This is a genomic window from Calothrix sp. NIES-3974, assembly GCF_002368395.1.
In the GTDB taxonomy this organism is placed as follows: Bacteria; Cyanobacteriota; Cyanobacteriia; order Cyanobacteriales; family Nostocaceae; genus NIES-3974.
On sequence record NZ_AP018254.1, the window covers coordinates 2,400,601 to 2,422,165 of the forward strand.

Genomic DNA, 21,565 nt, shown 5'->3' on the forward strand with positions numbered 1-21,565 from the left:
TCACTATTTTGACTATCGTTCTGACTCTGGACATGGGGTTATAAAGCTGATTTTTCCTTCGAGAGTACAGACGCGACATGTCGCGTCTCTTCCTATTCCCAAAAACGATAATTCAAGCATTACAATCGACTTTTAAAAAATCCTCTTATACCAATTTAATGTAAAGTTGCACATAATTTGAACCCACTCCTTCACCTACGGCTATCCATTAGTCACATCTTTCTTAACAAAGTCTGAAAAGCGATTATAGAAATGATTTCAGTAGAGGGATTAAGCATTAAGATTAGACAAAACTCAGAAAGTATGCATTTAGATTTGATGGGCTAGCTTCCAAGTTACGGCGATATCGTGCAATCGTCGTAACCCTCTCCAAATCGTCTTGACTCCAGGTTCCCCATCACCTTTACGACCCAGAAAACCACCTAGTCGAGCAATCATTCGTACAGCTTCTCTTAATGTTGGTGGCTGATCTGGTGGAATTGGGTTTTTGTTCACACTTACACATAAAGATTGCCATTCAACTGTAGTTAAAACCGTTTCACAACTTTGTTCTGGATTATCCCTTGCTTGGTAAGTTAACCATAATAATCGCCATGCCACAATCGAATATGTCGCTAATGCCATTGATAGGCGTTTTCCTGTCTCCAGTTGTAATTCCTCGATTCGACAACCGCTTTTCAATGTATAGTGATAACGCTCGATTAACCAACGATATGTATACCATTCAACACATTTTACCGCATCTTCAAGGCTATTAATTTCCAATGTCGTTAACAATAACCAACTGATTGGTTTTATCTCCGATGGTGGACTCTTTTCTTCTGCTAATATCACCTGTAGTTTTACTGGTTTACAAAGCGAACGCCCGAGCTTATTTTTTGGTACTTCTATTTCAACTGTTTCGTATCTAATTGTTAGTTTTGCTATCCTTTCTGGTCTTTCTGGATTTCTTCTTACCTTGACTTCTACTTCTCCCTGAGTTGGACTTGACCTGATCGCCTCATGTAGATAATTCGCTGTATGGCTAACTTTTCTATTATGAGTTCCTCTGATTAGTAAGTGGCTATTTTCTGGTCTTTCCTGATTAAATAAATCAAATATATCTGCTTCTGAGTCTGCTACTGTTATGATTTTTATCTTTTCTGGTAGTAATTTATTTGTTCTCTCTAGCCCTTCCAACCATCTTTGGCTTTCTTTTTCTTCTGTTTGTCTTTTTCTACGTGTTTTTGCTATTCCTAAATCTTCGATATTTCTTGACCATACTTGTTGGTCTATTACTCCCAGTGGAACTCCTTTTATGCTTGATAATAACGTTGAATGTACTTTTAATCCTAAACTTTTTCTCTGGTCTAGATATCCAATTCCTTCTGTTGCTGGATGACTTGTTACATCCATATTTGTTGTGTCTTGTATTGCTAATACTATCTCGTGTTCTTTTGCCCTTTCGATTGTACTTTTGATATGTCCATTGCTTATATCTGATGGTTTTATATACGGCGAACTCCACAAATCATATGCTGCTGTTGTCGCTGCTACGCTCCCACATGCTTGAGGTACACTCGATGTTGGTTGTGCTGCTAAATCTTCTACCATCTTTATCAAACGCTTGTTTCGCCGTTTATCTCCCAAATCCAAGTGCTTCAATTCCCTTGCTGCCCATTTTTCCATTTTTTACACCCTATCTTTCCTCTCTCAAAACTATACCTATCAAGCCTTTCGTCTTCTTTTAAGTATTTTTACTTTTTGTTAAGAAAGATCCGGGTAATGGATAGCACCTACGGAGAGGGAGAAATATAGTCCCCTCCCCGTAATCGGGGAGGGTTAGGGTGGGGTTCTTTCTATGCGTCTTCATATTAAATTGGTATTAGAACACTTCCTGTTCCCTTGAAACCTCATAATTCATGTTTACTTTTTAATACTGCTGTAACTGCTGCATAAACCAATTAGCTGCTGCGGTGTTTGTTTCCGTACCCAGTCGTTCTAAAGTTTGCTCGACTAACGCGATTGGTAATCCGGTTAAAACTTGAGATTGGGTAATTTCCGTATATTTACCCGTTTCTCCCAAACCAAAGGCAAATAATCGCATTCCTTTGGTATCGATGACCCAATATTCCTGAATTCCCAAACTGGCATAAAGTTGTTTTTGCTCATCCAGGTCTATACTCAAAGTCGTGTCGGCAATTTCTCCGACCAAATCGGGAATGCGGTCAGAGGCTAAATCAATGCGTCGCTTCACACCAGGTTGCCATTTGGGGATATTTTCGCCTTTGTACAGGACTAAATCTGGCGCACAGGCTTGGGTTTGGGGTTTTTCGATTAAACACCGTCCGTAGGATTGTAAACTCTCCTCTGGGTGTAAAAATGCCCAAAAGCCAAAAATAATCGTCATTAAATCGCTAAACGATGCATGATTTGGCCCTTCCGTTCCCATATCCACCCATAGCCACCCCTGATGAAATGATATTTTACGCCATTTCCCTTCCGGATTATCCCGAACGCTGAGATAATCTTGCCAACTTGCACCGTGTCGCTCTGTTATGAGGTTAGAGGGGTGGGTTTGCTCTAGGGAAATTATCATGGTTGTTTCCAATTTGAGATTTTGGATTCGTAGTTAACTGTTAACTAAAGTTGACCGTTGCAGGAGATTGGATATTTTTTGGAGGTGCTAGGAAATAGAGAGTAGGAATTTATACTTTATACAACCGATAAATGAGCTTCTTTGTTGAGATAGGGCTGGAAAAGAATCAGCATTACTACGTCTGTCATACCATTTCACTCAAATTTTGATACATTTTCTTCCCCAGTTCCCAAAAGCTTCCCATCAGGTATCAACTCCAAAGTAAAAAGGTATAACCTGTCAACAGTCAACAAACCAGGTTCCACTGTGTTGTACTTAACCTACATTAATTATAATTGCCTCACTCCATATGAATTTTGCGTTTTGACTGAATTTTACTAGCAACAGATCCAGAATCTGAGACACGATATAGCGTTTCCCAAGTAAGTGAAATATGACCCTACCGAACCTCTCGATCTCCCTCCCCGATATCGGCTATCCATTACCCGGATCTTTCTTAACAAAAAGTAAAAATACTTAAAAGAAGACGAAAGGCTTGATAGGTATAGTTTTGAGAGAGGAAAGATAGGGTGTAAAAAATGGAAAAATGGGCAGCAAGGGAATTGAAGCACTTGGATTTGGGAGATAAACGGCGAAACAAGCGTTTGATAAAGATGGTAGAAGATTTAGCAGCACAACCAACATCGAGTGTACCTCAAGCATGTGGGAGCGTAGCAGCGACAACAGCAGCATATGATTTGTGGAGTTCGCCGTATATAAAACCATCAGATATAAGCAATGGACATATCAAAAGTACAATCGAAAGGGCAAAAGAACACGAGATAGTATTAGCAATACAAGACACAACAAATATGGATGTAACAAGTCATCCAGCAACAGAAGGAATTGGATATCTAGACCAGAGAAAAAGTTTAGGATTAAAAGTACATTCAACGTTATTATCAAGCATAAAAGGAGTTCCACTGGGAGTAATAGACCAACAAGTATGGTCAAGAAATATCGAAGATTTAGGAATAGCAAAAACACGTAGAAAAAGACAAACAGAAGAAAAAGAAAGCCAAAGATGGTTGGAAGGGCTAGAGAGAACAAATAAATTACTACCAGAAAAGATAAAAATCATAACAGTAGCAGACTCAGAAGCAGATATATTTGATTTATTTAATCAGGAAAGACCAGAAAATAGCCACTTACTAATCAGAGGAACTCATAATAGAAAAGTTAGCCATACAGCGAATTATCTACATGAGGCGATCAGGTCAAGTCCAACTCAGGGAGAAGTAGAAGTCAAGGTAAGAAGAAATCCAGAAAGACCAGAAAGGATAGCAAAACTAACAATTAGATACGAAACAGTTGAAATAGAAGTACCAAAAAATAAGCTCGGGCGTTCGCTTTGTAAACCAGTAAAACTACAGGTGATATTAGCAGAAGAAAAGAGTCCACCATCGGAGATAAAACCAATCAGTTGGTTATTGTTAACGACATTGGAAATTAATAGCCTTGAAGATGCGGTAAAATGTGTTGAATGGTATACATATCGTTGGTTAATCGAGCGTTATCACTATACATTGAAAAGCGGTTGTCGAATCGAGGAATTACAACTGGAGACAGGAAAACGCCTATCAATGGCATTAGCGACATATTCGATTGTGGCATGGCGATTATTATGGTTAACTTACCAAGCAAGGGATAATCCAGAACAAAGTTGTGAAACGGTTTTAACTACAGTTGAATGGCAATCTTTATGTGTAAGTGTGAACAAAAACCCAATTCCACCAGATCAGCCACCAACATTAAGAGAAGCTGTACGAATGATTGCTCGACTAGGTGGTTTTCTGGGTCGTAAAGGTGATGGGGAACCTGGAGTCAAGACGATTTGGAGAGGGTTACGACGATTGCACGATATCGCCGTAACTTGGAAGCTAGCCCATCAAATCTAAATGCATACTTTCTGAGTTTTGTCTAATCTTAATGCTTAATCCCTCTACTGAAATCATTTCTATAATCGCTTTTCAGACTTTGTTAAGAAAGATGTGACTAATGGATAGGATTACGGGGAGGGTTAGGGTGGGGTTCTTTACTATGCGTCTTCATATTAAATTGGTATTAATACCGTTTGACTTTGAGGTTGATACCTACAACCAAACAGGAAAACAGTTAATTCCCGCTCCCGTCATGGACTATTCCCCCATTTCTCACAAAACCCTAAAACTCATAGGGAATAGGGAATAGGGAGTAGGGAGTAGTGAGTATAGGGGAAATTAGTCCATCACTCAAGGCTTACAACTTAATCGTGAGAAATCCAGGTATTCCCGACTCCCTCTAGATCAACTATTAAGAATACTGAGGACAAATAGAGTGCCACTACAAAAAGAACTGACTCCAAACATCAAAGAGCGCAGAGGTGGGATGTTGAGGATATAAAAAATCGAAAATAGGAAGCGTGCAACTACAAATGCGATCGCGGCGATTTTGGCTGATGTGCTGTCTACCCCGGTGACATAGGCCATTAATGCGGCGGCTGCAAATATCATAAACCCTTCAAAACAATTTTGGTGGGCCCATGTGGCTCTTTGTCCATAAGGTGGTAACTTATCAAATAATGCCCGTGGTGCAGCCATATCAAAGCCGACTTGAAAACGAGCATAGGCAACAAATAAATAGGGAAAATAAATCGAGATTGCACCTGCGGCGATCGCGTACAACAAAATTTGAGAAGTCGGTAATGCCAAAAAACTCATGAGTTTATACCATTTTGGATTTTGGATTTTGGATTTTGGATTATAAAGCCCTTATTCTAAAAGGGTTTCATATTTCAAACTGTCGCATTATTTTCGCAAATAGTTGTTAAGTTTCAGTTTCCAATTTTCTTTCCAATCAATTTTCCAATCAATTATTTCCCCTCATAAGACATAAAAGGAGACTATTTTTTAATTCACCTGAGTTTGAGAACACCAAAAACACGGTACAGTCTCTATTTTTAGTTATAAACCTTATTATCTCGCCCCAGACATGATGAAATGAAATAAATTGAACCAAAACAGACATTAAATTGACAGCAAAAACAATGATGTTGGCAAAAAACCAACACCCAAATCTCCCTAGCGTGTTATTAATTAAACAGTCGCCAATAGCACGCCATTGAAAATGGGGTGTGAGGCATCGAAATCAAAGTTGAAACTAGTTTTCCATGTTTTTTGGACACAGCCACACATGTAGCTAGCTAACGGCGCTTTGCACCTCAATAACTTATTCCTACTCCCTACTCCCTAATCCCCACTCCCTATTTTCTCGCATTAATTAATCAAAATAAAATAACGTCACCACCTTTCTTTGTTCTTCAGCGTCACGACAGGTTTGCAGGAGGGTGCGACTGTCATGGTAGGCAAAACAGATGAGTTGTTGACAACGGGAGATAATTTCCTTGTTGCACAAGTAACTGGCTTCAGCTAACGATAAACCATCATTGCTGGGGTTTTCTACCAGATGCATCACCTGTTCCAGTTGTTGGCGTGATTCTAGGGGTTGACGTTCTAAGCTTTGGGGTAAAATCACCGTCAAAGCATTGGGGTCAGCTCGCATTGCTCCCTTAATCGCAGCCGAGTTGATCCCCGTCGCACCGGATGTAATGATGCGATTTCCTGCCAATACAAGGGCATAGGTCATCATTTCAATCAGGTTTTGGTGCGTAATCGGGACATGGCGCGAACCTAGCATGGCAATTCGTTTAGAACCGGTTTGCTGAATGGTCGCCAACTCTTGCGCCAAAGTATCGATATTATTGATAAGGTCTATTGACTGGCTCAAAGACGGACTTAAATTACAAATAAAACAACCAAGATATTTTAACAGACACTGGGTCGTCTCTCACCAGATGTCGCAAGACTTTACCTGGGAAAAGTTGTATATATTGGGAAAATCCTCCACAAATAATCCAATCGGTTAGCCGTGTGCTGATAATTGTGGTCAAAATGGATGTCAATAAACTTAAAGTCGCTGTGATCACACAGAAAAAAAGCCAAGGTAAAGTTACATGACCAGTCATTTAAAATCTTTGAAAATAGCAGTTATTGGCGATGTTCACGATCAATGGGAAATTGAGGATGAATTGGCGCTCAAGCGTTTAGAAGTGGATTTAGCTCTGTTTGTCGGGGATTTTGGCAATGAGTCGGTGGAAGTCGTCCGACAAATTGCGGCCTTAAATATTCCATTTGCTGCAATTATGGGTAATCACGATGCTTGGTTTACTGCGACGGAGTGGGGACGGAAAAAATGTCCCTACGACCGCAGCAAGGAGGATTGGGTACAACTACAATTAGATTTGTTGGGGGAAGCTCATGTAGGGTTTGGGAAATTGGATTTACCAGCTTTTAACCTGACGGTGGTGGGTAGTCGTCCCTTTAGCTGGGGGGGTCCAGAATGGAAATTTGCTGATTTGTGTCGGGAGCGTTATGGAGTCAATGATTTAGATGCTTCTGCGGCCAAAATTTTTGCCTCGGTGAAACAAGCTCAGTACGAAACGATTATATTTGTCGGTCATAATGGACCATCGGGATTAGGCGATCGCCCAGAGGACCCCTGTGGTAAAGATTGGCATCCCATTGGTGGTGACTATGGGGACCCGGATTTTGCGGAGGCGATTTCCCAAAGTTTAACTTTTGGCAAAACCATCCCCTTGGTAACTTTTGGGCATATGCATCATACATTACGTCATACGAAAAAACATATACGTAAACGGGTATTTCGCAGTCCGGAGGGAATTATTTATTTAAATGCGGCTTGTGTACCCCGTATTCTTGAGCGGGGAAATCATAAACTGCGAAATTTTTCCCTCGTCACCCTAGAGGACAACAAGGTGACAAAAGCTGCAAGCCTTTGGATTGACCAGAATATGAATGTTGAGGAAGAAATTTTGTACACAGAACCCGTTTCTTTGGTTTCAACTGGTCAAATATGAGATATAATATTTTTTGGTTTGGACATTACTATCTAAAAAACGTCCAGGAACCCGATCAGCTGAGGGCGAATGGGTTTATCTGGAGAGGTGGCAGAGTGGTCGAATGCGCTCGACTTGAAATCGAGTGATGTGAAAGCATCCGTGGGTTCGAATCCCACCCTCTCCGTTTTTTCGAGGCAATCAATCCCCACCAGCATCCCCTACTCCCTACTCCCTACTCCCTGTTCCTTATTTTCCAGGGAGAGGTTAGGGTTCTTTACTTGACCCAGATTTAAGATATTTCGGGTCAATGCCGTAATTTCCCCCTGTTTAATTTTCCAGCAATTATCAGCGATATCGAGTAAGTCACCTGCGTCGTGGGTGACAACTAGAAGTGTCCAATTTTGCTTCAGTTGAGCTAGTAGTTTTACCAATTGGCGACGCATTGACCAATCTAAACCAGCTGTAGGTTCATCGAGAAGTAAAATATGGGGTTGACGGATGAGTTGGACCGCAAGGGCTAAACGACGCTGTTGTCCACCGCTTAAAGCATGGGGTGGCGCATTTAATGAGATATTTTCTAATCCTACCGCACTTAATGCTTCACGAACGCGATCGCTGGTTAATTCCGGGTGTCCTAATCTCAGTTCTTCTAAAATCGTCCGTCCGCAAAAATGTCGTTCGGGAAATTGAAATACTAATCCAGCTAATTGTTGCATCTGTTCAGGGATTAATTCCTGTTCATGCCAAAACATCGCTCCTGATGTCGGTTCGGCTAATCCAGAGAGAATTTCCAGTAAGGTGCTTTTACCAGAACCACTCGGTCCAATAATTAATCCTAGCTGTTTAGGAGCTAATTCGAGATTAATATTATTGAGAATCGGTGCGGGACATGCGGTGGGATGATAACTAAGATTTCTAAGATAGAGCATTTGTAATATATATTAATTTACCAATTTACCAGTAGTTCTGTAATCGTCAGCAACTTACTGATTAACTACACCGTCTAGAACCAGATAGTTCCGAAGGATTTACAAAAATAACCGATTCCGCAAACAGGGAACAAAATATTGTGGTTAATCCCAGGTTCACCAATAACAGATTAGGGAGTACAGACGACCCGTCGGGTCGTCTGTACAGGGAGAGACACGATATATCGCGTCTGTACGGGGGTAATTACACCTACCTACTTAGATTCGCAAACTGATTACTAGGAATTAGGGAGAAAATCAAGTTGTGACTCAAGACTAAGAACTCACTTCTTTCCCTAACTTGATCAAAACGAAGCTGTTCGCAGAAAACACCGTGCGCAGCGCGTCTACGTCAAAATCCAGCTCCAGCGGTACACACCCAACAATCACTACAATAACAAATGTGTTGGCTACCCAAGTCCCAAATTTAGTTGCTGATGCTCTGCTGTTCTTCGATCAAGAATGCAGGGTCGAGGTCAAAGACGGAATCAAGAATACAAAATACAGGAGACAGGATACGCAATTTAAAATGTATAAATCAACCCATATAAATCACATGAATACTTGATTTGCTGTCAACAGTCAACCATCAAAATCATTACAATGTAGTCAATATACAACTTAATGCGTAGCAACTTATATACTTTCCCCTCCGCTTTCAAAACCCCCTTTCCCAAATCGATATTTTCAACCTGGATCTGGTTTAAATGTCAAGATAAAATTTTAAGTAACTAAAAAAACAACCGCAACCGCATTTATTCTGAGGTGACGAATGGCTGTACGCTTTCCCTTACCCCCCTCTTCTCTTCTTCCCAGCAAAATTGTCCATAGTGCAATGGGATTCTTTTTGACCTTGGTATTAACAACGGCTCCTTCCCTCGCTGGAGACCCTTTTCGTCCCACCCAATCCCGTCACATCGGGGACAAAACCGAAGCTGCCTTTAATCAGGTTTTCCGTTACGGTAATTACCAGGCTGCGGCTACCATTTTACAGGATGCGATCGCCTCTGAAACCGATGAACCCCTTGCTTTTGCCATGCAGGCTTCCTTTGCTTACACTAACAAAGACATGGCGGGTTTAGCAACCTATGCCGAAAAAACCCTTTCTGCGGCCCAAAGATTGGTCAGTCGTGATGCATTACGTGGTAATTTATACATGGCTGTTGGTCATTTCTTAGAAGGTGCGGTAATTTTGAGTAGGGAGGGAACCGTTAGTGGTGCGCCACAAGCTTTGAGTAAGTTGCGACGGGTATATGAATATTTAGATAAAGCAGAGGCAATTTCCCCCCAAGACCCAGAATTAAATTTAATTAAGGGTTACATGGATTTGATGGTGGCAGTGAATCTACCTTTTGCCAACCCGGAACAAGCAATTGCCAGACTGGAAAAAAACGCTGCACCCCGTTATCTCGTAGACCGGGGAATTGCGATCGCCTATCGAGATTTGAAAAACTATGACAAGGCCCTAACCTATGTGGAAAGAGCATTAAAAGATACAAAAGAAAATCCGGAATTACACTACCTCAAAGCCCAAATCCTGCGAGCTAAAGCTAGAGATGACAAAAATAAACAAATGATGGAAACTGCGATCGCATTTTTCGATCAAGCTTTAGCAAAACGAGACCAACTCCCCCCTGGTCTAGTTCGACAAATCGAACGAGAACGCCGTAATAGCGCCTCCAGTTTGATTTAATATCAATATGCTAGTATGGACGCAATATATCGCGTCTTCGATTCCCAACAAAATCCCCAATCCTCTTACCCAGCTACCGATTGGGGATGATCCACACCTTCTAAGGGTAAGAAAATCGTTAAAACTTCCCCATATTGGGGACGTTGACGGACTATCAATTTACCCCCAATTGCTTGAAATAGGTGCTTTGTGGCAGTTAAATTCAGGCTAATAGTTCCTGTTTCCGGTTGAAACATGAGTAATTCGCCAATAGCTTTACGAAGGGGTGGAGTTGTGTTATTTTGGCTCGTATCTGTGTCAGATTGGGGTAGGGGTAAAAGTTGTAATTTTAATTGGTCCCCAGCTGGAATTACTTGAACTTGGATATGGCTACCGGAAGGTAAACTGCGAGTAAAGTTTTCAATTAATCCCGTTAGCATTCGATCCAGCATATTCGGATTGCTAACCACAGTGGGAAGTTTTTGGGGTAGTACCACATCCAAAGTTAAATTGCGACGGGTAGCAAATTGTTGCCAACGGGGTATACTTTGCTGTAAAACTTGCTCTAGACACATGGGTGTCAAGTGGGTGGATGGATTTTTGGTATTTGTTGAGGTTTCCAGTTCCGCAGCACGAAATAGCAATTCCATTCGATCGATTTGTTCCAAACATTCCCGCTCAATCATTTGGATACGTTTAATCAAATTCGCGGGTAAATCCTTTTGCCGTAAAATCAAACTAGCGAGGGTACGAATTGTTGCTAGGGGTGTACGAACTTCGTGGGCAAAGGCTTGGAGTAATTCCGCATCTATACGGGAAGGTGGAGTGCGATCGCGTAGTGATTCCTGGGGAGTATTGCTAATTTGTGATTCTGGACGCTGGGGATGGATATTTTCGCTGCTATGGTGAGGAATTTGGCTGAGTAATAATTGGCTAAATTGACTGACAATCCGATAATCTGGTTCTAATTCAAGGTAAGGTTGAATCAGATGGTCTAGTTTATCACACCAATTGGGATTCACCAGTTTAACCCTTCCCGCTAATGCTTGCCAAACCTGGTTAACCACATCTGGATCAAAGGAAAACTGAAATTCTTTACCTGTTTTTGGATTGTCTGTCAACACCAGGACAACGGAAAATTCCTCGGTCAAAACCAGACAAAAACACTCCTGGGTAATGGGATCAACGGGAAGTAGAGGTAAAACCCGCTCGCTGGGAATAGTGCTATCCGGAGACGGAATACAGGTATCATGGGACGTAGAAAAGGGCATTAACGCCAAGCGATTGAAACCTTGATTGCTGAAGGTAATAGTTTCCAATTGCTCGGTAATTAAGGGGTGAGAAAAAACTGGAGCAGGGGTGACAAATACAAAGCCATGTTTTCTATAGTTGGAGGTCAAAGGTAGGTAATTTAGTAATAACTTTTCAATGGCCGCAATACTGATACGCCACTGATACTCAGCCTTTGCCGATAAATCGGTATCAGTAACTGTTTCTCCTTTTTCCTGCTCAAGCATGGTCACGCTTGTTTGCAACCATCTTCCCTGAGTAGATGTGTATGTTGCCAACACTTCACCGATACTTGGCAAAATCCATTTATACACAGGTTTTACCTCTCACCTTCAGCGTCTCATCATCGATCAGAATTTGGCAACCACTCATAGCAAATAGCAAAATTACCAAATTCCCATCAATTAAGAGCGTACCCAGATTTGGAAGCAGATGGAAGTGGTAGAACCGAACTAGTCAGGGGGAATTACCGTTTGAAGGGAAAAGGAACTATCTCAACCGATTTTATCGGGTTTTCAACTGCGATCGCAATTCCTTTATCCTCATAATATTCCTTAGGAGACGCGATATATCGCGTCTCCGATGCTAAAACGAATCTAAAATCCCAAATCCAACATGGAATTAGTTGATATACTCAACCCGTGCATCAAAACCGCGATCGCGTAGTTGACGTGTTAATCTTTCAGCGTCACTGCGATTCGAGAATGCACCTGCGTTGATAAAATCACCTTTACGGGATTTTGCTAATTGAGCATTGGGGATAATCCGCCGTACCCGCTCCAGGGTATCATGACTACGAATGGGAATAGCGAAACGTAGTTATTTTTGGGTACATTGCCTCTATTATCGTCGTTTAATCCTAAAGTTTGCCAAGTTTGATAATCAACAATTCCCGTCGCTGGAAGTCGATGATAACGCTGGAATTGAATGACTGCATCACGGGTATATTGGTCATAAAATCCATCCGCATTACCCCGGAAAAATCCCCATTGCAATAATCGTCGTTGAATTGATCTAACCCGTTCACTTCTTTCCCCTAGACAGACATTACCACCATTAGGTGAACATCCTTCGAGAGGAAGTTTCAACACTTCTTCAATTGCAAATAGGGTATTGCGGTCAGCAACTCCAGTTACCGGTAAACCGTAAGCACGTTGAAAACGAGCAACAGCATCACGAGTTAAATCATCATAAACAACGGTGGGATTTTGGTTGAAATAGCCCAGAGTACGTAAATTTTTCTGTAATTTAGTCACACGTGGACCGTAATCACCCGGTTCAAGGGTTTCATATTGACCCCCCCCCACATTGATTTTTCGGTTTTTTCCCAATCAAACAGTCAATCTTGTCTAAAGTTTCTCTCCCTGCAACTCCATCGGGTGTAATTCCATAGGCTCTTTGAAATCTGATTACCGCTTGTTGGGTCTGAGTACCAAAGTTACCAGTAATGGGTCCAGTATAAAATCCCAATTGGCGAAGATTTTGCTGCAATCGTAACACCGCATCACCTCGACTACCAACCCTCAACCCACCAGGATTACTCGGAGATACAGGAGGACGAGCAGCTGCTTGACAACGGGATTGTAATGCTCGCGAAGTTTGGGGACCGACTACACCAATGGCTGGAATTCCATTGCGAGATTGAAATTGGCGAACAGCAGTTTCCGTTTGGGAACCAAAATAACCTGTAATCGGGCCATTGTAAATACCTAATTGCCTTAGACATCTTTGAATATTAGTAACGGACGCACCGCGATCGCCAACTTTTGCTGCTAACGTTTGCTCCCCAATCCCCACAATTGCCAATGTGAGGAAAATCGGCAACAATTTTCTAATTCCCAACCACGACCATTTCCACCAGCTACAGGTATAATGAGATTGACTATCCACAACCAAACTTTCACTAAAATCGCTGCCAGAAACCAAATTGAGAAAACCAGTATTTTCCATAGTTCTGCCAAAGAGGATTGGTGTAATTTGATGTTTGTAAGCGGGATTCCCTCCACATCGATGAATCCCACTGTGTTCAGACCTAGGCAAAAGTAACGTTACTGCGTCATTACAAGGGACAGCAAAGTAATTTCCCACGTAGCTTAGTTTCGATCGCAATGACAAATCTTCTCTGCAAGAAGCCACACTACGTGCATCAACGTTGCGTAAGTCCTGTTTGTGTAGATGTCAAAGTCAAAAACTGGAAAAACCTGATGTCATAAAAACTTCCAACGCGTCTTTCTTCCCCTACCCCCCCACTTCAAGTCAGTGGGACAAAATGCTAGCTCCTTGGGGTTCACCTATGAATACACCCCCATACCCGTATTTTACGCAAAATTACGGTATATATTTGTATATTTTCAGCAAATATGATTGATTAACGTATTTTTCCCCAAGCCCGAAAATGCCCTACAATTATTGTCCCAACAAATCATCCCCATCCAACTCCAAATTTTCCGCTTGCAAACGCCGACGCACCGCATCCGCATGGGAAGGAAAATCATCCGCATTCGCCAAAATATCAATGGCTCCAGCAATTTTGCGTAAAGCCGAAGGTGAGTATTGAATAATACTTGAATGCTTCAAAAAGGTTTCCACACTTAAGGGTGAATTAAACCGCGCACTGCCACAAGTTGGTAAGGTATGGCTTGGTCCTGCTAAATAATCCCCCACCACTTCCGGTGTCCCATGACCGAGGAAAATCGCTCCAGCATGGCGAATCAATGGTAATATCTCCCAAGCATCCTCCACTTGCAGTTCTAACCGTGCTGGCGCAAAATCATTGACCAATTCTGCCGCCGCCTTCAAAGATTCTACCACCACAATCAACCCATAATGGGCTAGGGATTTCTCCGTTTCCACCCGTCGCGGATGGTCTACCAATTGCCGTTCAATCGCCACATACACATTTTTCGCCAACCCCGCATCCGTTGTAAATAAAATTGCTGCTGCCATTGGTTCCCGTTCCGCTTGGGCAATTAAATCGGTGGCCACATTGATGGGATTTGCCGTATCATCAGCGATAATTACCATTTCGCTGGTTTCTGTCAAACTATCGGTTCCCACACAGCCAAATAACTGCTTTTTCGCTAGGGAAATATATATATCCCCCCCTCCCACAATCAAATCTACCTTCCCAATCGTTTCCGTTCCATAGGCCATTGCCGCGATCGCTTGTACACCCCCAATCCGATAAATCTCATGAATACCCACCTCCTGCGCTGCAACCAAAATCGCAGGATTGATATCCTTTCCCATCCCCCTCATCGGTGTCACCATCACCATACGCGGAACCCCAGCTACTTTGGCTGGAATCCCATTCATTAACACCGCACTGGGATAGGCTGTACGACCCCCATGTATGTATATACCTGCGCTGTCTACAGGGGTATAACGTTTCCCTAACACCACCTCATCATCCCCAAAATGCACCCAACTCTTCGGAACACGTTGACGATGAAAGGCTTCAATTTGCCGCGCAGCCAAACGAATCGCCTTCAGTAATGGTTTCGACACTTGTTGATAGGCTGCATCCAGTTGGGAACCGGAAACTTTTAATTCTTCTGGTGTCAAAATTTGCCCATTAAATTCCGCAGTATAATCTATTACCGCCTGATTACCCTGGCGTTTAACAGCCAGCAAAATCTCCCGCACAGTTGCTTCCTGATGTAGACGCGCTGCGCGCGGCTTCTCTTCGAGAAGAAGCTGTTCGTCCTGGGAGTAACCCTTGGGATCGACAACGCGATGCTCTCCTGGAAAATCCCGTCCAGATCGAACGCAGATTCGCTGGAGTTCGCCTCTAACGTCTGTCTGCTGAGTAATAATTCGCAGCATGGAGAAAGGACAATGCCAACCTTGAAACAATTCCCGTCAAAGATGATTGAGTGGTGCTCTTACCCCCACGTGGGTGCAATGTCAACCTAACTCTACCCTATCTAGCTTAACTTGGATTTTTTTGATACTTCTAGTTTATTTCAAAATCATCTACGGCAAAGTGGTTCATATCGACTGTGGTTGTGGTGATTGGGCAGGACATGCTGGTTTGTGGAAGATTTTAGCAATTTGGAAACATCCTTAATATAACAAGCATTTTGGTTTTTTGGGACTTGCGTCTAGGAAATTAGGAGACCGAAGGCTGGAGACGGTAAACAGGAGGATATTTTCATTGATTTTTTAGCAATTTCCAACTGTTCTGGTGCTTGGCTAGTTATGATTGAGCATGGTGTTTTGAGATTGGTTAATTATTTTGAATCTGTAGGATAAATTTTAACATCATCATCCCAGTTTTTGGTATCAGGGAACAAAGTTTGTCGGAATATTATCTTCCTATTTGTAAAGGCTTGTATCGCGAATAATCTTTCATGGAGCTTAAGCTTTGCTTTTGATTTTATTCCTAACTACTTCAATTCAATGAATTCATCTTCACTATGGGAATTTGACCCAGGTTAAATTATCGCATTTTGAGGTCAGGTTGTAGAAAGTGCCATCGTTTTTTTCAAGCTTAAATTAGAATTTATACTATTTCACTCAAATTTTGATATATTTTCTTCCCCTGCTCCCGAAAGTTCCCCGTCAGGTATCAACTCCCAAGTAAAACGGTATTAACTATGGCACTATTACTTCGGAAATTTTCAATTTATGTATAGTAGATGATATTTCCATTCCTTGTCAGACTTTGATAACAACTCTAATACTCACAATTCAAAATTCTTATCATCATTGAAAGATGCATAAATGTTGGTTTTTCACCCCATTTTGTTTACTAAGATACAAAATCCCATTAATTTCGTTTATTTAAATACAGTCTATTGCAATTTGAATATACGGACAGAATCAGTTATAAAAGTCGATATACAGATTACTCTATGCTGCACTTTTTTTCACAAATTTCTATCTGGAAAACTTCATAAATAAAACTATAATTGCTACTTGAATTTAAGCGAATTAACCGATGACCCCTAATTATATCCTTGCATATGATTTAAGTCAGAGTAGCTTTCCCATCCCCGCCATTCAAAGTATAAAAAAACAGCTAACTTCCCGATAATTCAGTAATTACCATGTTAAAGTGGCATTTTTCATCTCGCAAAAAGTTAAAAATACTTCACAAAATACTGATTTTAGCGATCGCGATCGCCCTATTGCTCACTGGATTTTCCGACTGGACACCCAATATTGTGCAAGCAGCCAATTCCCAGACTATTCCCGTAAGTCTCCCCCTGTCTACCCGTGGTGCCAAAATTATCGACGCTAAGGGCAAAGAAATTCTATTACGTGGTGTCAACTGGTTTGGCATGGAAACGGAAACCCATGTCCCCCACGGTCTCTGGCAAAGGGACTACAAAGAAATGCTAGCCCAAATCAAATCACTTGGCTACAATACCATTCGCCTTCCCTATGCCGTCGAAGCTCTCCGTGCGAATACCATCAGTGGCGTTGATTTTAGTATCGGAGCAAACAAGGAATTAGAAGGGAAAACACCTCTAGAAGTCATGGACGCAGTGATTCAAGAGGCTGATAAACTAAATTTATTGATTATTTTGGATAGCCATCGTCTCAATGTCAAACGCATTCCCGAACTTTGGTATGGAGATGGATACAGCGAAGGGGACTGGATCGATACTTGGAAACTTTTGGCACAACGGTACAAAAATCAAAAAAATGTCATCGGCGCTGACTTGAAAAATGAACCCCACGGACGCGCAAGTTGGGGTACCAATAACCTCCTCACCGATTGGAGATTAGCCGCAGAACGAGCTGGCAATGCGATTTTAAGTATAAATCCTGACTGGTTAATTATCGTTGAAGGGGTGGAAAAAAACGTTCCTGGACAAAAACAAACCCATTATTGGTGGGGAGGAAATTTAGAAGGTGCAGGTCGTTTCCCAGTCAGACTTTCCCGTCGTCACAAGTTAGTCTATTCACCCCATGAATACGGAGAAGGGGTCGCGAAAATGCCCTACTTCCAAGATAAATCCTTTCCCCGTAATTTACCTCAGCGTTGGGAAATTGGATTTTACTACCTTGCTCGTCGTCAGATTGCTCCCATTTGGGTTGGTGAGTTCGGTGGGCGACAGGTTGACAACAAATCCACCGAAGGAATTTGGCAAAATAAATTCGTCCGCTTTATCCGCGACCAGAAATTAGGTTTTGCCTACTGGAGTTGGAATCCCAATAGTTCCGATACCGGGGGAATATTGCTGGATGATTGGCAAACCATTGACGCACCCAAACAAGTCCTGTTGTCACAACTTTTACCAGTGAAGTTTACTCCTCCACCAGTTCCTGTTGCTCGTGTTTCTCCTCCCCCAGCAAGTAATCCCAGTAATTCCCCACCATCCCCCGCGATCGCCAATCGACTGGAAGTCGTCACGGATATGTACTCTAACTGGAATAATGGATTTTGCATCAGTTTCAAAGTTCGCAATCCCACTAATACTTCAGTAAAAGCTTGGCAACTTGGCTTTAGAATGAATCAAGCTAGTATATACAATTCTTGGAATGCTAATTTTCAACCACAAAGTAAAAACAAGTATTTAGTCCAACCAGCAGATTGGGGACTAATCATCGACCCTCAACAAGTCCGGGATATCGGTTTTTGTGCCCACAAATTAGGTAATGATTATCAACCTCAAGATGTTCAAGTCAAACCTCTTAAATAATTCCGATTATATTAAGAGAATGTTTGGAAAGTGTCAATAAATACTTTATTAACCACTTCTTGGAGACAGGAAATAAGCTCAAAGAGTATAAAAGAGTATATTTGAAGGTAAGTCGGGTGTCGGGAGTAGGAAAAATCAACTTTTGTCGGTTTTGGTGTAGGCATTACGTGACGACTACTCCCTATTCCCCACTCCCCACTCCCAAAAAACGAGCTTGTTAAGTATTAAAAGCGACTTTTCAAATAACCTCTCAACCAGGACTTACCTAACTGGCATATTATTTTAGTTTGTTAACGGTTAATACCATTTCACTCAAATTTTGATACATTTTCTTCCCCTGCGACCGAAAGCTCACCTAAATGTATCAGTATCAACTCCAAGGTAAAACGATATAACAGGTGACAATGACAGTAAAGATAGCGCAATATATTCGTCATCCTGCGCAAACCCGTAGCGCATCCGCAGGACTGGGAACGTTAGCGAAGCCTTCTCAAAAAGTCGCAACCACAAAGATTTCAGCTTTTCGGAATGTCAAATTAATTGTGCACTACTACTTATGAACATTTGCAACTCTACGTGACGTGTTTTTCTGAAATCAAATATAAGTAGTAAAATACTTGTCACACATACGACAGTGTGATATAATACACAAGCTTTTTGATTTCGTTGTTGATTTCTTAATTAATTTTAATTCATAAAGTCTCAATTTTGGGAGAGGGAATCAGCCCTATGACTAATTCCCAAATTCAAACTAGACTCAATCAGCATTGGAGTAAGTATCAGAATCTTCAGATTTCGGACGATTGGGTTCATCCTCCGTTTTGACAAGCAAAGGTTAGTTAGCCAAATTTGCTAACCTACTCGTGTAATTATGACCTAGCTGTAGCCAGTTTGGTAGGGACTAATTTACCCTGTCATAATTTTGATGGGTAATATTTCTGGATCGATTTAATTGGTTTGTCTGCAAGGATATTTGAGTGGTTAACTAACGCTTGTCAGTTGTCTCTCACCTCACATCCCTTTTCCTTATCCAGATATTTTGCTGACAGTTGTGAGATTTCAATTCAGAAACTAGATACACCGAAGACATCTTCAGAGACTAGCCACTATCTAGAGATTCAATTAACCCCCTCAGTTTTGACCAATCAGGAGTTGTCGATTATAGCAACAAGTTGAGACAAGTTACGACAAAAAGAACACCCTAGTTAATGATTCCACAAATAAAATAAAAAACTTGCTACATCAACTTTGTCTGTATAAGCCACAAAAAGCAATGTATTTTCTACACAGTGTATAATCCACCATTTCCATACTGCATTACTTCGCGTCGTCCACTACCACGGTGAGGGGTAGGATTTGTAGGACGCTTGGAACCTTTGCTGACACTGGCTTTGGCTACTGTATTGCCTTGAATACGGGAACCGAACTGACTGGCAGAATCTGCATTGCTAACGAAAGCACCAAAGATGATAGTTGATACTAAGAGTGAAATGGCTACTCGCATGATAGATGTTTATTTTGAAACTCTCCATTTCACTGATACTTAGTTTTATTTGCTGCATCCGGATGGTTTAGGGAAAAAGTATTGTTTTTTACCGAAAAAATAACTAGACTACAAAAATTTTTTTGGCCAACAACCAATTTCCCGCCGAGTTATATTCTCCCTCAATCCTGATTAATTGGCAGTCCTGAATTTGTTGCAGTGACTGATTTACATCTGGTTCAATTGTGACAATTTGCCATGTGTCACCAGCTAGGGCTTCTGGTTCTTGAAGAGTGAATCTGTAATCCTGCGGTGCAAGTTTTTGGAAAACACCTAAATAGGTTTTTCCCCTAAGTGTTTTTACTGAATTTGGATTTGGGTGTAAGTACTTGTCTTGATAATTACTTTGTATATGACCATCTTCAGGATAATTGCTAGGGTTTTGAAGATAATAGATTTGGAGGTTTTCCCAGTCAGGATGGTGGGGTAATAAATCAAATATTGGGGTAATTAAAGCGGGGAATTGTGAATCTTTGATTAAGGATAATTGCAACATTTCTACCGGTAAATCCCGAACTTGACATTGGTTTTGGATACACAGTGCGGCTGCGGTTCCAGCAGCTTGTCCAATACCGAGAACGACGGGTTGTAATCTGGTTGCACCGTTGGCAATGTGGGATACGGAGATATTTTTTTCGCAGACGAGAAAACCGTCGATTGCGACTGGAACCAGAGCGCGATAGGGAATTGTAAAGGGTGTACCAGTCCATCTACCTCCCCAACGGAGGGATTTGGGATGTAAATCAAATTTGTAGTCGGGATAATGGTGGTCGTTGGCGTAGTTACCGACGGCAATACGATCTGGATGGAGAATGGCCACATTTCCACCGGGTTGGGGAAGGATATCTTGTTCGCGAATGGTGGTTAAACCGATTAAACGCCGACTTTCCCGGAAGTAGGGGTGAAATGCAAAAGCGGTGGGTGTAGTTGAGGCTGTTTGCCGCAGTTGACAATTACTGGTGTGGGATAGGGGAAATACACCATCGGCGAAACCGTAGCGACGACCGAGGTGGGTTTGGATAAAATGGGCGAAATTTTGACTATGGCAAATTGCTGCGCGGTAAAATTCTTCCGCTTGAGTTGGGGATGCGATCGCATTTTCAACGCCCAGACCATAATCGTTACCGTGGATCGGCCAATTTAACATTAGTTTTCCCCCCGGTAAGCGACCATAGTTGAGGAATTTTTCGCCACCGTAGTTATCCCAAGCACCGAAAAACTTTTCTGGTTGGTAGGTGGGTGCAGGGGGAATGATAGGTGCTTCCTCCTCACCAAAGTCCTGCATGTAGACCACCCAAGTGGGTGACTGGACGGGATAGGTTTGGGTGATTTCGTTGGCTGTAACTGGTGCGCTGGGTTCTCCCCAGGTTGATTGGAATTCCCAACCCCAACGGTGGGGTATTTCTCCCAGGGCGAGTAAATCCCCTAGTTCGGTACCATCGATGGTAATTTGGGCATGGACTGTGATTTCGTTGAAACATACCCCCATAATGCGATCGCTTTCCCGTAGCACTTGTCGGGGTGTTTCTCCGCGAATCCAGTGTAAATTATCTAAACTCCTGACCCAATCTGCGAATATCTCTGCTCCAATACGTGGGTCGTAGCTAAAAAAACTCACCCAGCTATGGTTGAGTCCCTCCGGATGGCGCTGTTGCAGTTCCCGCAGATAGGCACCCCAAATTCCCGTGTGAAATGCTGCTAATTCATTGCCGTCAGGTACGGATACCCCCGCACTGGTCAACATCCCCCCTAACCAAGGGTATTCACTGACTAAAATTGTTTTGGCTCCATGACGTGCGGATGATATGGCGGCTGCGGTTCCCCCTGTTCCGCCACCGACAACAAGAACGTCGGCTGTTAATGTTTGATTGGGCATGTTCGATTTTGAATTGGAAATTGACCACAAATGTTACCAATTCCGGGTG

The 21,565-nt window shown here is 42.1% G+C and carries 16 protein-coding genes and 1 tRNA gene; 5 read left to right on the forward strand and 12 right to left on the reverse strand.

Annotated features, from left to right (window positions below; translation table 11 throughout):
* Nucleotides 1-309: 309 nt before the first annotated feature.
* Together CDC37_RS09440 and CDC37_RS09445 are read right to left on the reverse strand one after the other, a co-directional pair.
* Nucleotides 310-1,668: an IS4 family transposase gene (locus CDC37_RS09440; RefSeq protein WP_096620005.1), complete on the reverse strand. Its 1,359-nt coding sequence runs from the start codon at nt 1,666-1,668 to the stop codon at nt 310-312.
* A 244-nt stretch (nt 1,669-1,912) separates the two neighbouring features.
* A complete protein-coding gene (locus tag CDC37_RS09445; RefSeq protein ID WP_096621532.1) occupies nt 1,913-2,578 on the reverse strand; it encodes a Uma2 family endonuclease in 666 nt (221 codons plus the stop codon).
* A gap of 578 nt (nt 2,579-3,156) precedes the next feature.
* Between CDC37_RS09445 and CDC37_RS09450 the strand changes: the two genes are divergently transcribed.
* Nucleotides 3,157-4,515: an IS4 family transposase gene (locus CDC37_RS09450; protein WP_096620005.1), complete on the forward strand. Its 1,359-nt coding sequence runs from the start codon at nt 3,157-3,159 to the stop codon at nt 4,513-4,515.
* A gap of 387 nt (nt 4,516-4,902) precedes the next feature.
* On the opposite strand, the gene CDC37_RS09455 is transcribed toward CDC37_RS09450, so the two are convergent.
* Together CDC37_RS09455 and CDC37_RS09460 are read right to left on the reverse strand one after the other, a co-directional pair.
* On the reverse strand, nt 4,903-5,316 hold the full coding sequence (locus tag CDC37_RS09455) for an MAPEG family protein (RefSeq protein WP_096621533.1): 414 nt from the start codon (nt 5,314-5,316) through the stop codon (nt 4,903-4,905).
* Nucleotides 5,317-5,875: 559 nt separating this feature from the next.
* Nucleotides 5,876-6,382 (reverse strand): DNA-processing protein DprA, encoded by a 507-nt coding sequence (locus CDC37_RS09460; RefSeq protein WP_096621534.1) that lies wholly within the window; start codon nt 6,380-6,382, stop codon nt 5,876-5,878.
* Between the two features lie 226 nt (nt 6,383-6,608).
* Between CDC37_RS09460 and CDC37_RS09465 the strand changes: the two genes are divergently transcribed.
* Together CDC37_RS09465 and CDC37_RS09470 are read left to right on the forward strand one after the other, a co-directional pair.
* The gene (locus CDC37_RS09465; protein ID WP_096621535.1) at nt 6,609-7,532 is read left to right on the forward strand and encodes a TIGR04168 family protein; all 924 of its coding nucleotides are present in this window, start codon (nt 6,609-6,611) and stop codon (nt 7,530-7,532) included.
* Nucleotides 7,533-7,613: 81 nt separating this feature from the next.
* Nucleotides 7,614-7,698 (forward strand) — tRNA-Ser (locus tag CDC37_RS09470).
* Nucleotides 7,699-7,732: 34 nt separating this feature from the next.
* Here the strand turns inward: CDC37_RS09470 and CDC37_RS09475 are convergent.
* The gene (locus CDC37_RS09475; RefSeq protein ID WP_096621536.1) at nt 7,733-8,443 is read right to left on the reverse strand and encodes an ABC transporter ATP-binding protein; all 711 of its coding nucleotides are present in this window, start codon (nt 8,441-8,443) and stop codon (nt 7,733-7,735) included.
* 811 nt (nt 8,444-9,254) lie between these two features.
* On the opposite strand from CDC37_RS09475, the gene CDC37_RS09480 reads away from it, so the two are divergent.
* A complete protein-coding gene (locus CDC37_RS09480; protein WP_096621537.1) occupies nt 9,255-10,175 on the forward strand; it encodes a Sll0314/Alr1548 family TPR repeat-containing protein in 921 nt (306 codons plus the stop codon).
* A 65-nt stretch (nt 10,176-10,240) separates the two neighbouring features.
* Here CDC37_RS09480 and CDC37_RS09485 read toward each other — a convergent pair whose 3' ends face one another.
* The 5 genes from CDC37_RS09485 to hisD all read right to left on the reverse strand — a co-directional run bounded on the left by CDC37_RS09485 (nt 10,241) and on the right by hisD (nt 15,269).
* Nucleotides 10,241-11,758 (reverse strand): sensor histidine kinase, encoded by a 1,518-nt coding sequence (locus tag CDC37_RS09485; RefSeq protein ID WP_096621538.1) that lies wholly within the window; start codon nt 11,756-11,758, stop codon nt 10,241-10,243.
* A 307-nt stretch (nt 11,759-12,065) separates the two neighbouring features.
* Entirely contained in the window at nt 12,066-12,251 is a 186-nt protein-coding gene (locus CDC37_RS25655; RefSeq protein ID WP_330220846.1) for an SPOR domain-containing protein, read from the reverse strand.
* The gene (locus CDC37_RS25190; RefSeq protein WP_231943349.1) at nt 12,188-12,751 is read right to left on the reverse strand and encodes a peptidoglycan-binding domain-containing protein; all 564 of its coding nucleotides are present in this window, start codon (nt 12,749-12,751) and stop codon (nt 12,188-12,190) included. Before CDC37_RS25190 ends, CDC37_RS25655 begins: the two co-directional genes overlap by 64 nt.
* Nucleotides 12,732-13,394 carry a peptidoglycan-binding domain-containing protein gene (locus CDC37_RS25195; protein WP_231943351.1) on the reverse strand — a complete coding sequence of 221 codons (663 nt, stop codon included), beginning with the start codon at nt 13,392-13,394 and terminating at the stop codon, nt 12,732-12,734. Before CDC37_RS25195 ends, CDC37_RS25190 begins: the two co-directional genes overlap by 20 nt.
* Nucleotides 13,395-13,850: 456 nt before the next feature.
* Entirely contained in the window at nt 13,851-15,269 is a 1,419-nt protein-coding gene (hisD, locus tag CDC37_RS09495) for a histidinol dehydrogenase (protein ID WP_096621539.1), read from the reverse strand.
* Nucleotides 15,270-16,495: 1,226 nt separating this feature from the next.
* Here hisD and CDC37_RS09500 point away from each other — a divergent pair.
* Nucleotides 16,496-18,097, forward strand: coding sequence for a cellulase family glycosylhydrolase (locus CDC37_RS09500; protein WP_096621540.1), 1,602 nt, complete (start codon nt 16,496-16,498; stop codon nt 18,095-18,097).
* A 1,282-nt stretch (nt 18,098-19,379) separates the two neighbouring features.
* On the opposite strand, the gene patX is transcribed toward CDC37_RS09500, so the two are convergent.
* The gene (gene patX, locus CDC37_RS09505) at nt 19,380-19,601 is read right to left on the reverse strand and encodes a heterocyst-inhibiting protein PatX (RefSeq protein WP_096621541.1); all 222 of its coding nucleotides are present in this window, start codon (nt 19,599-19,601) and stop codon (nt 19,380-19,382) included.
* 103 nt (nt 19,602-19,704) lie between these two features.
* Nucleotides 19,705-21,516 carry an FAD-dependent oxidoreductase gene (locus CDC37_RS09510; RefSeq protein ID WP_096621542.1) on the reverse strand — a complete coding sequence of 604 codons (1,812 nt, stop codon included), beginning with the start codon at nt 21,514-21,516 and terminating at the stop codon, nt 19,705-19,707.
* Nucleotides 21,517-21,565 lie beyond the last annotated feature (49 nt).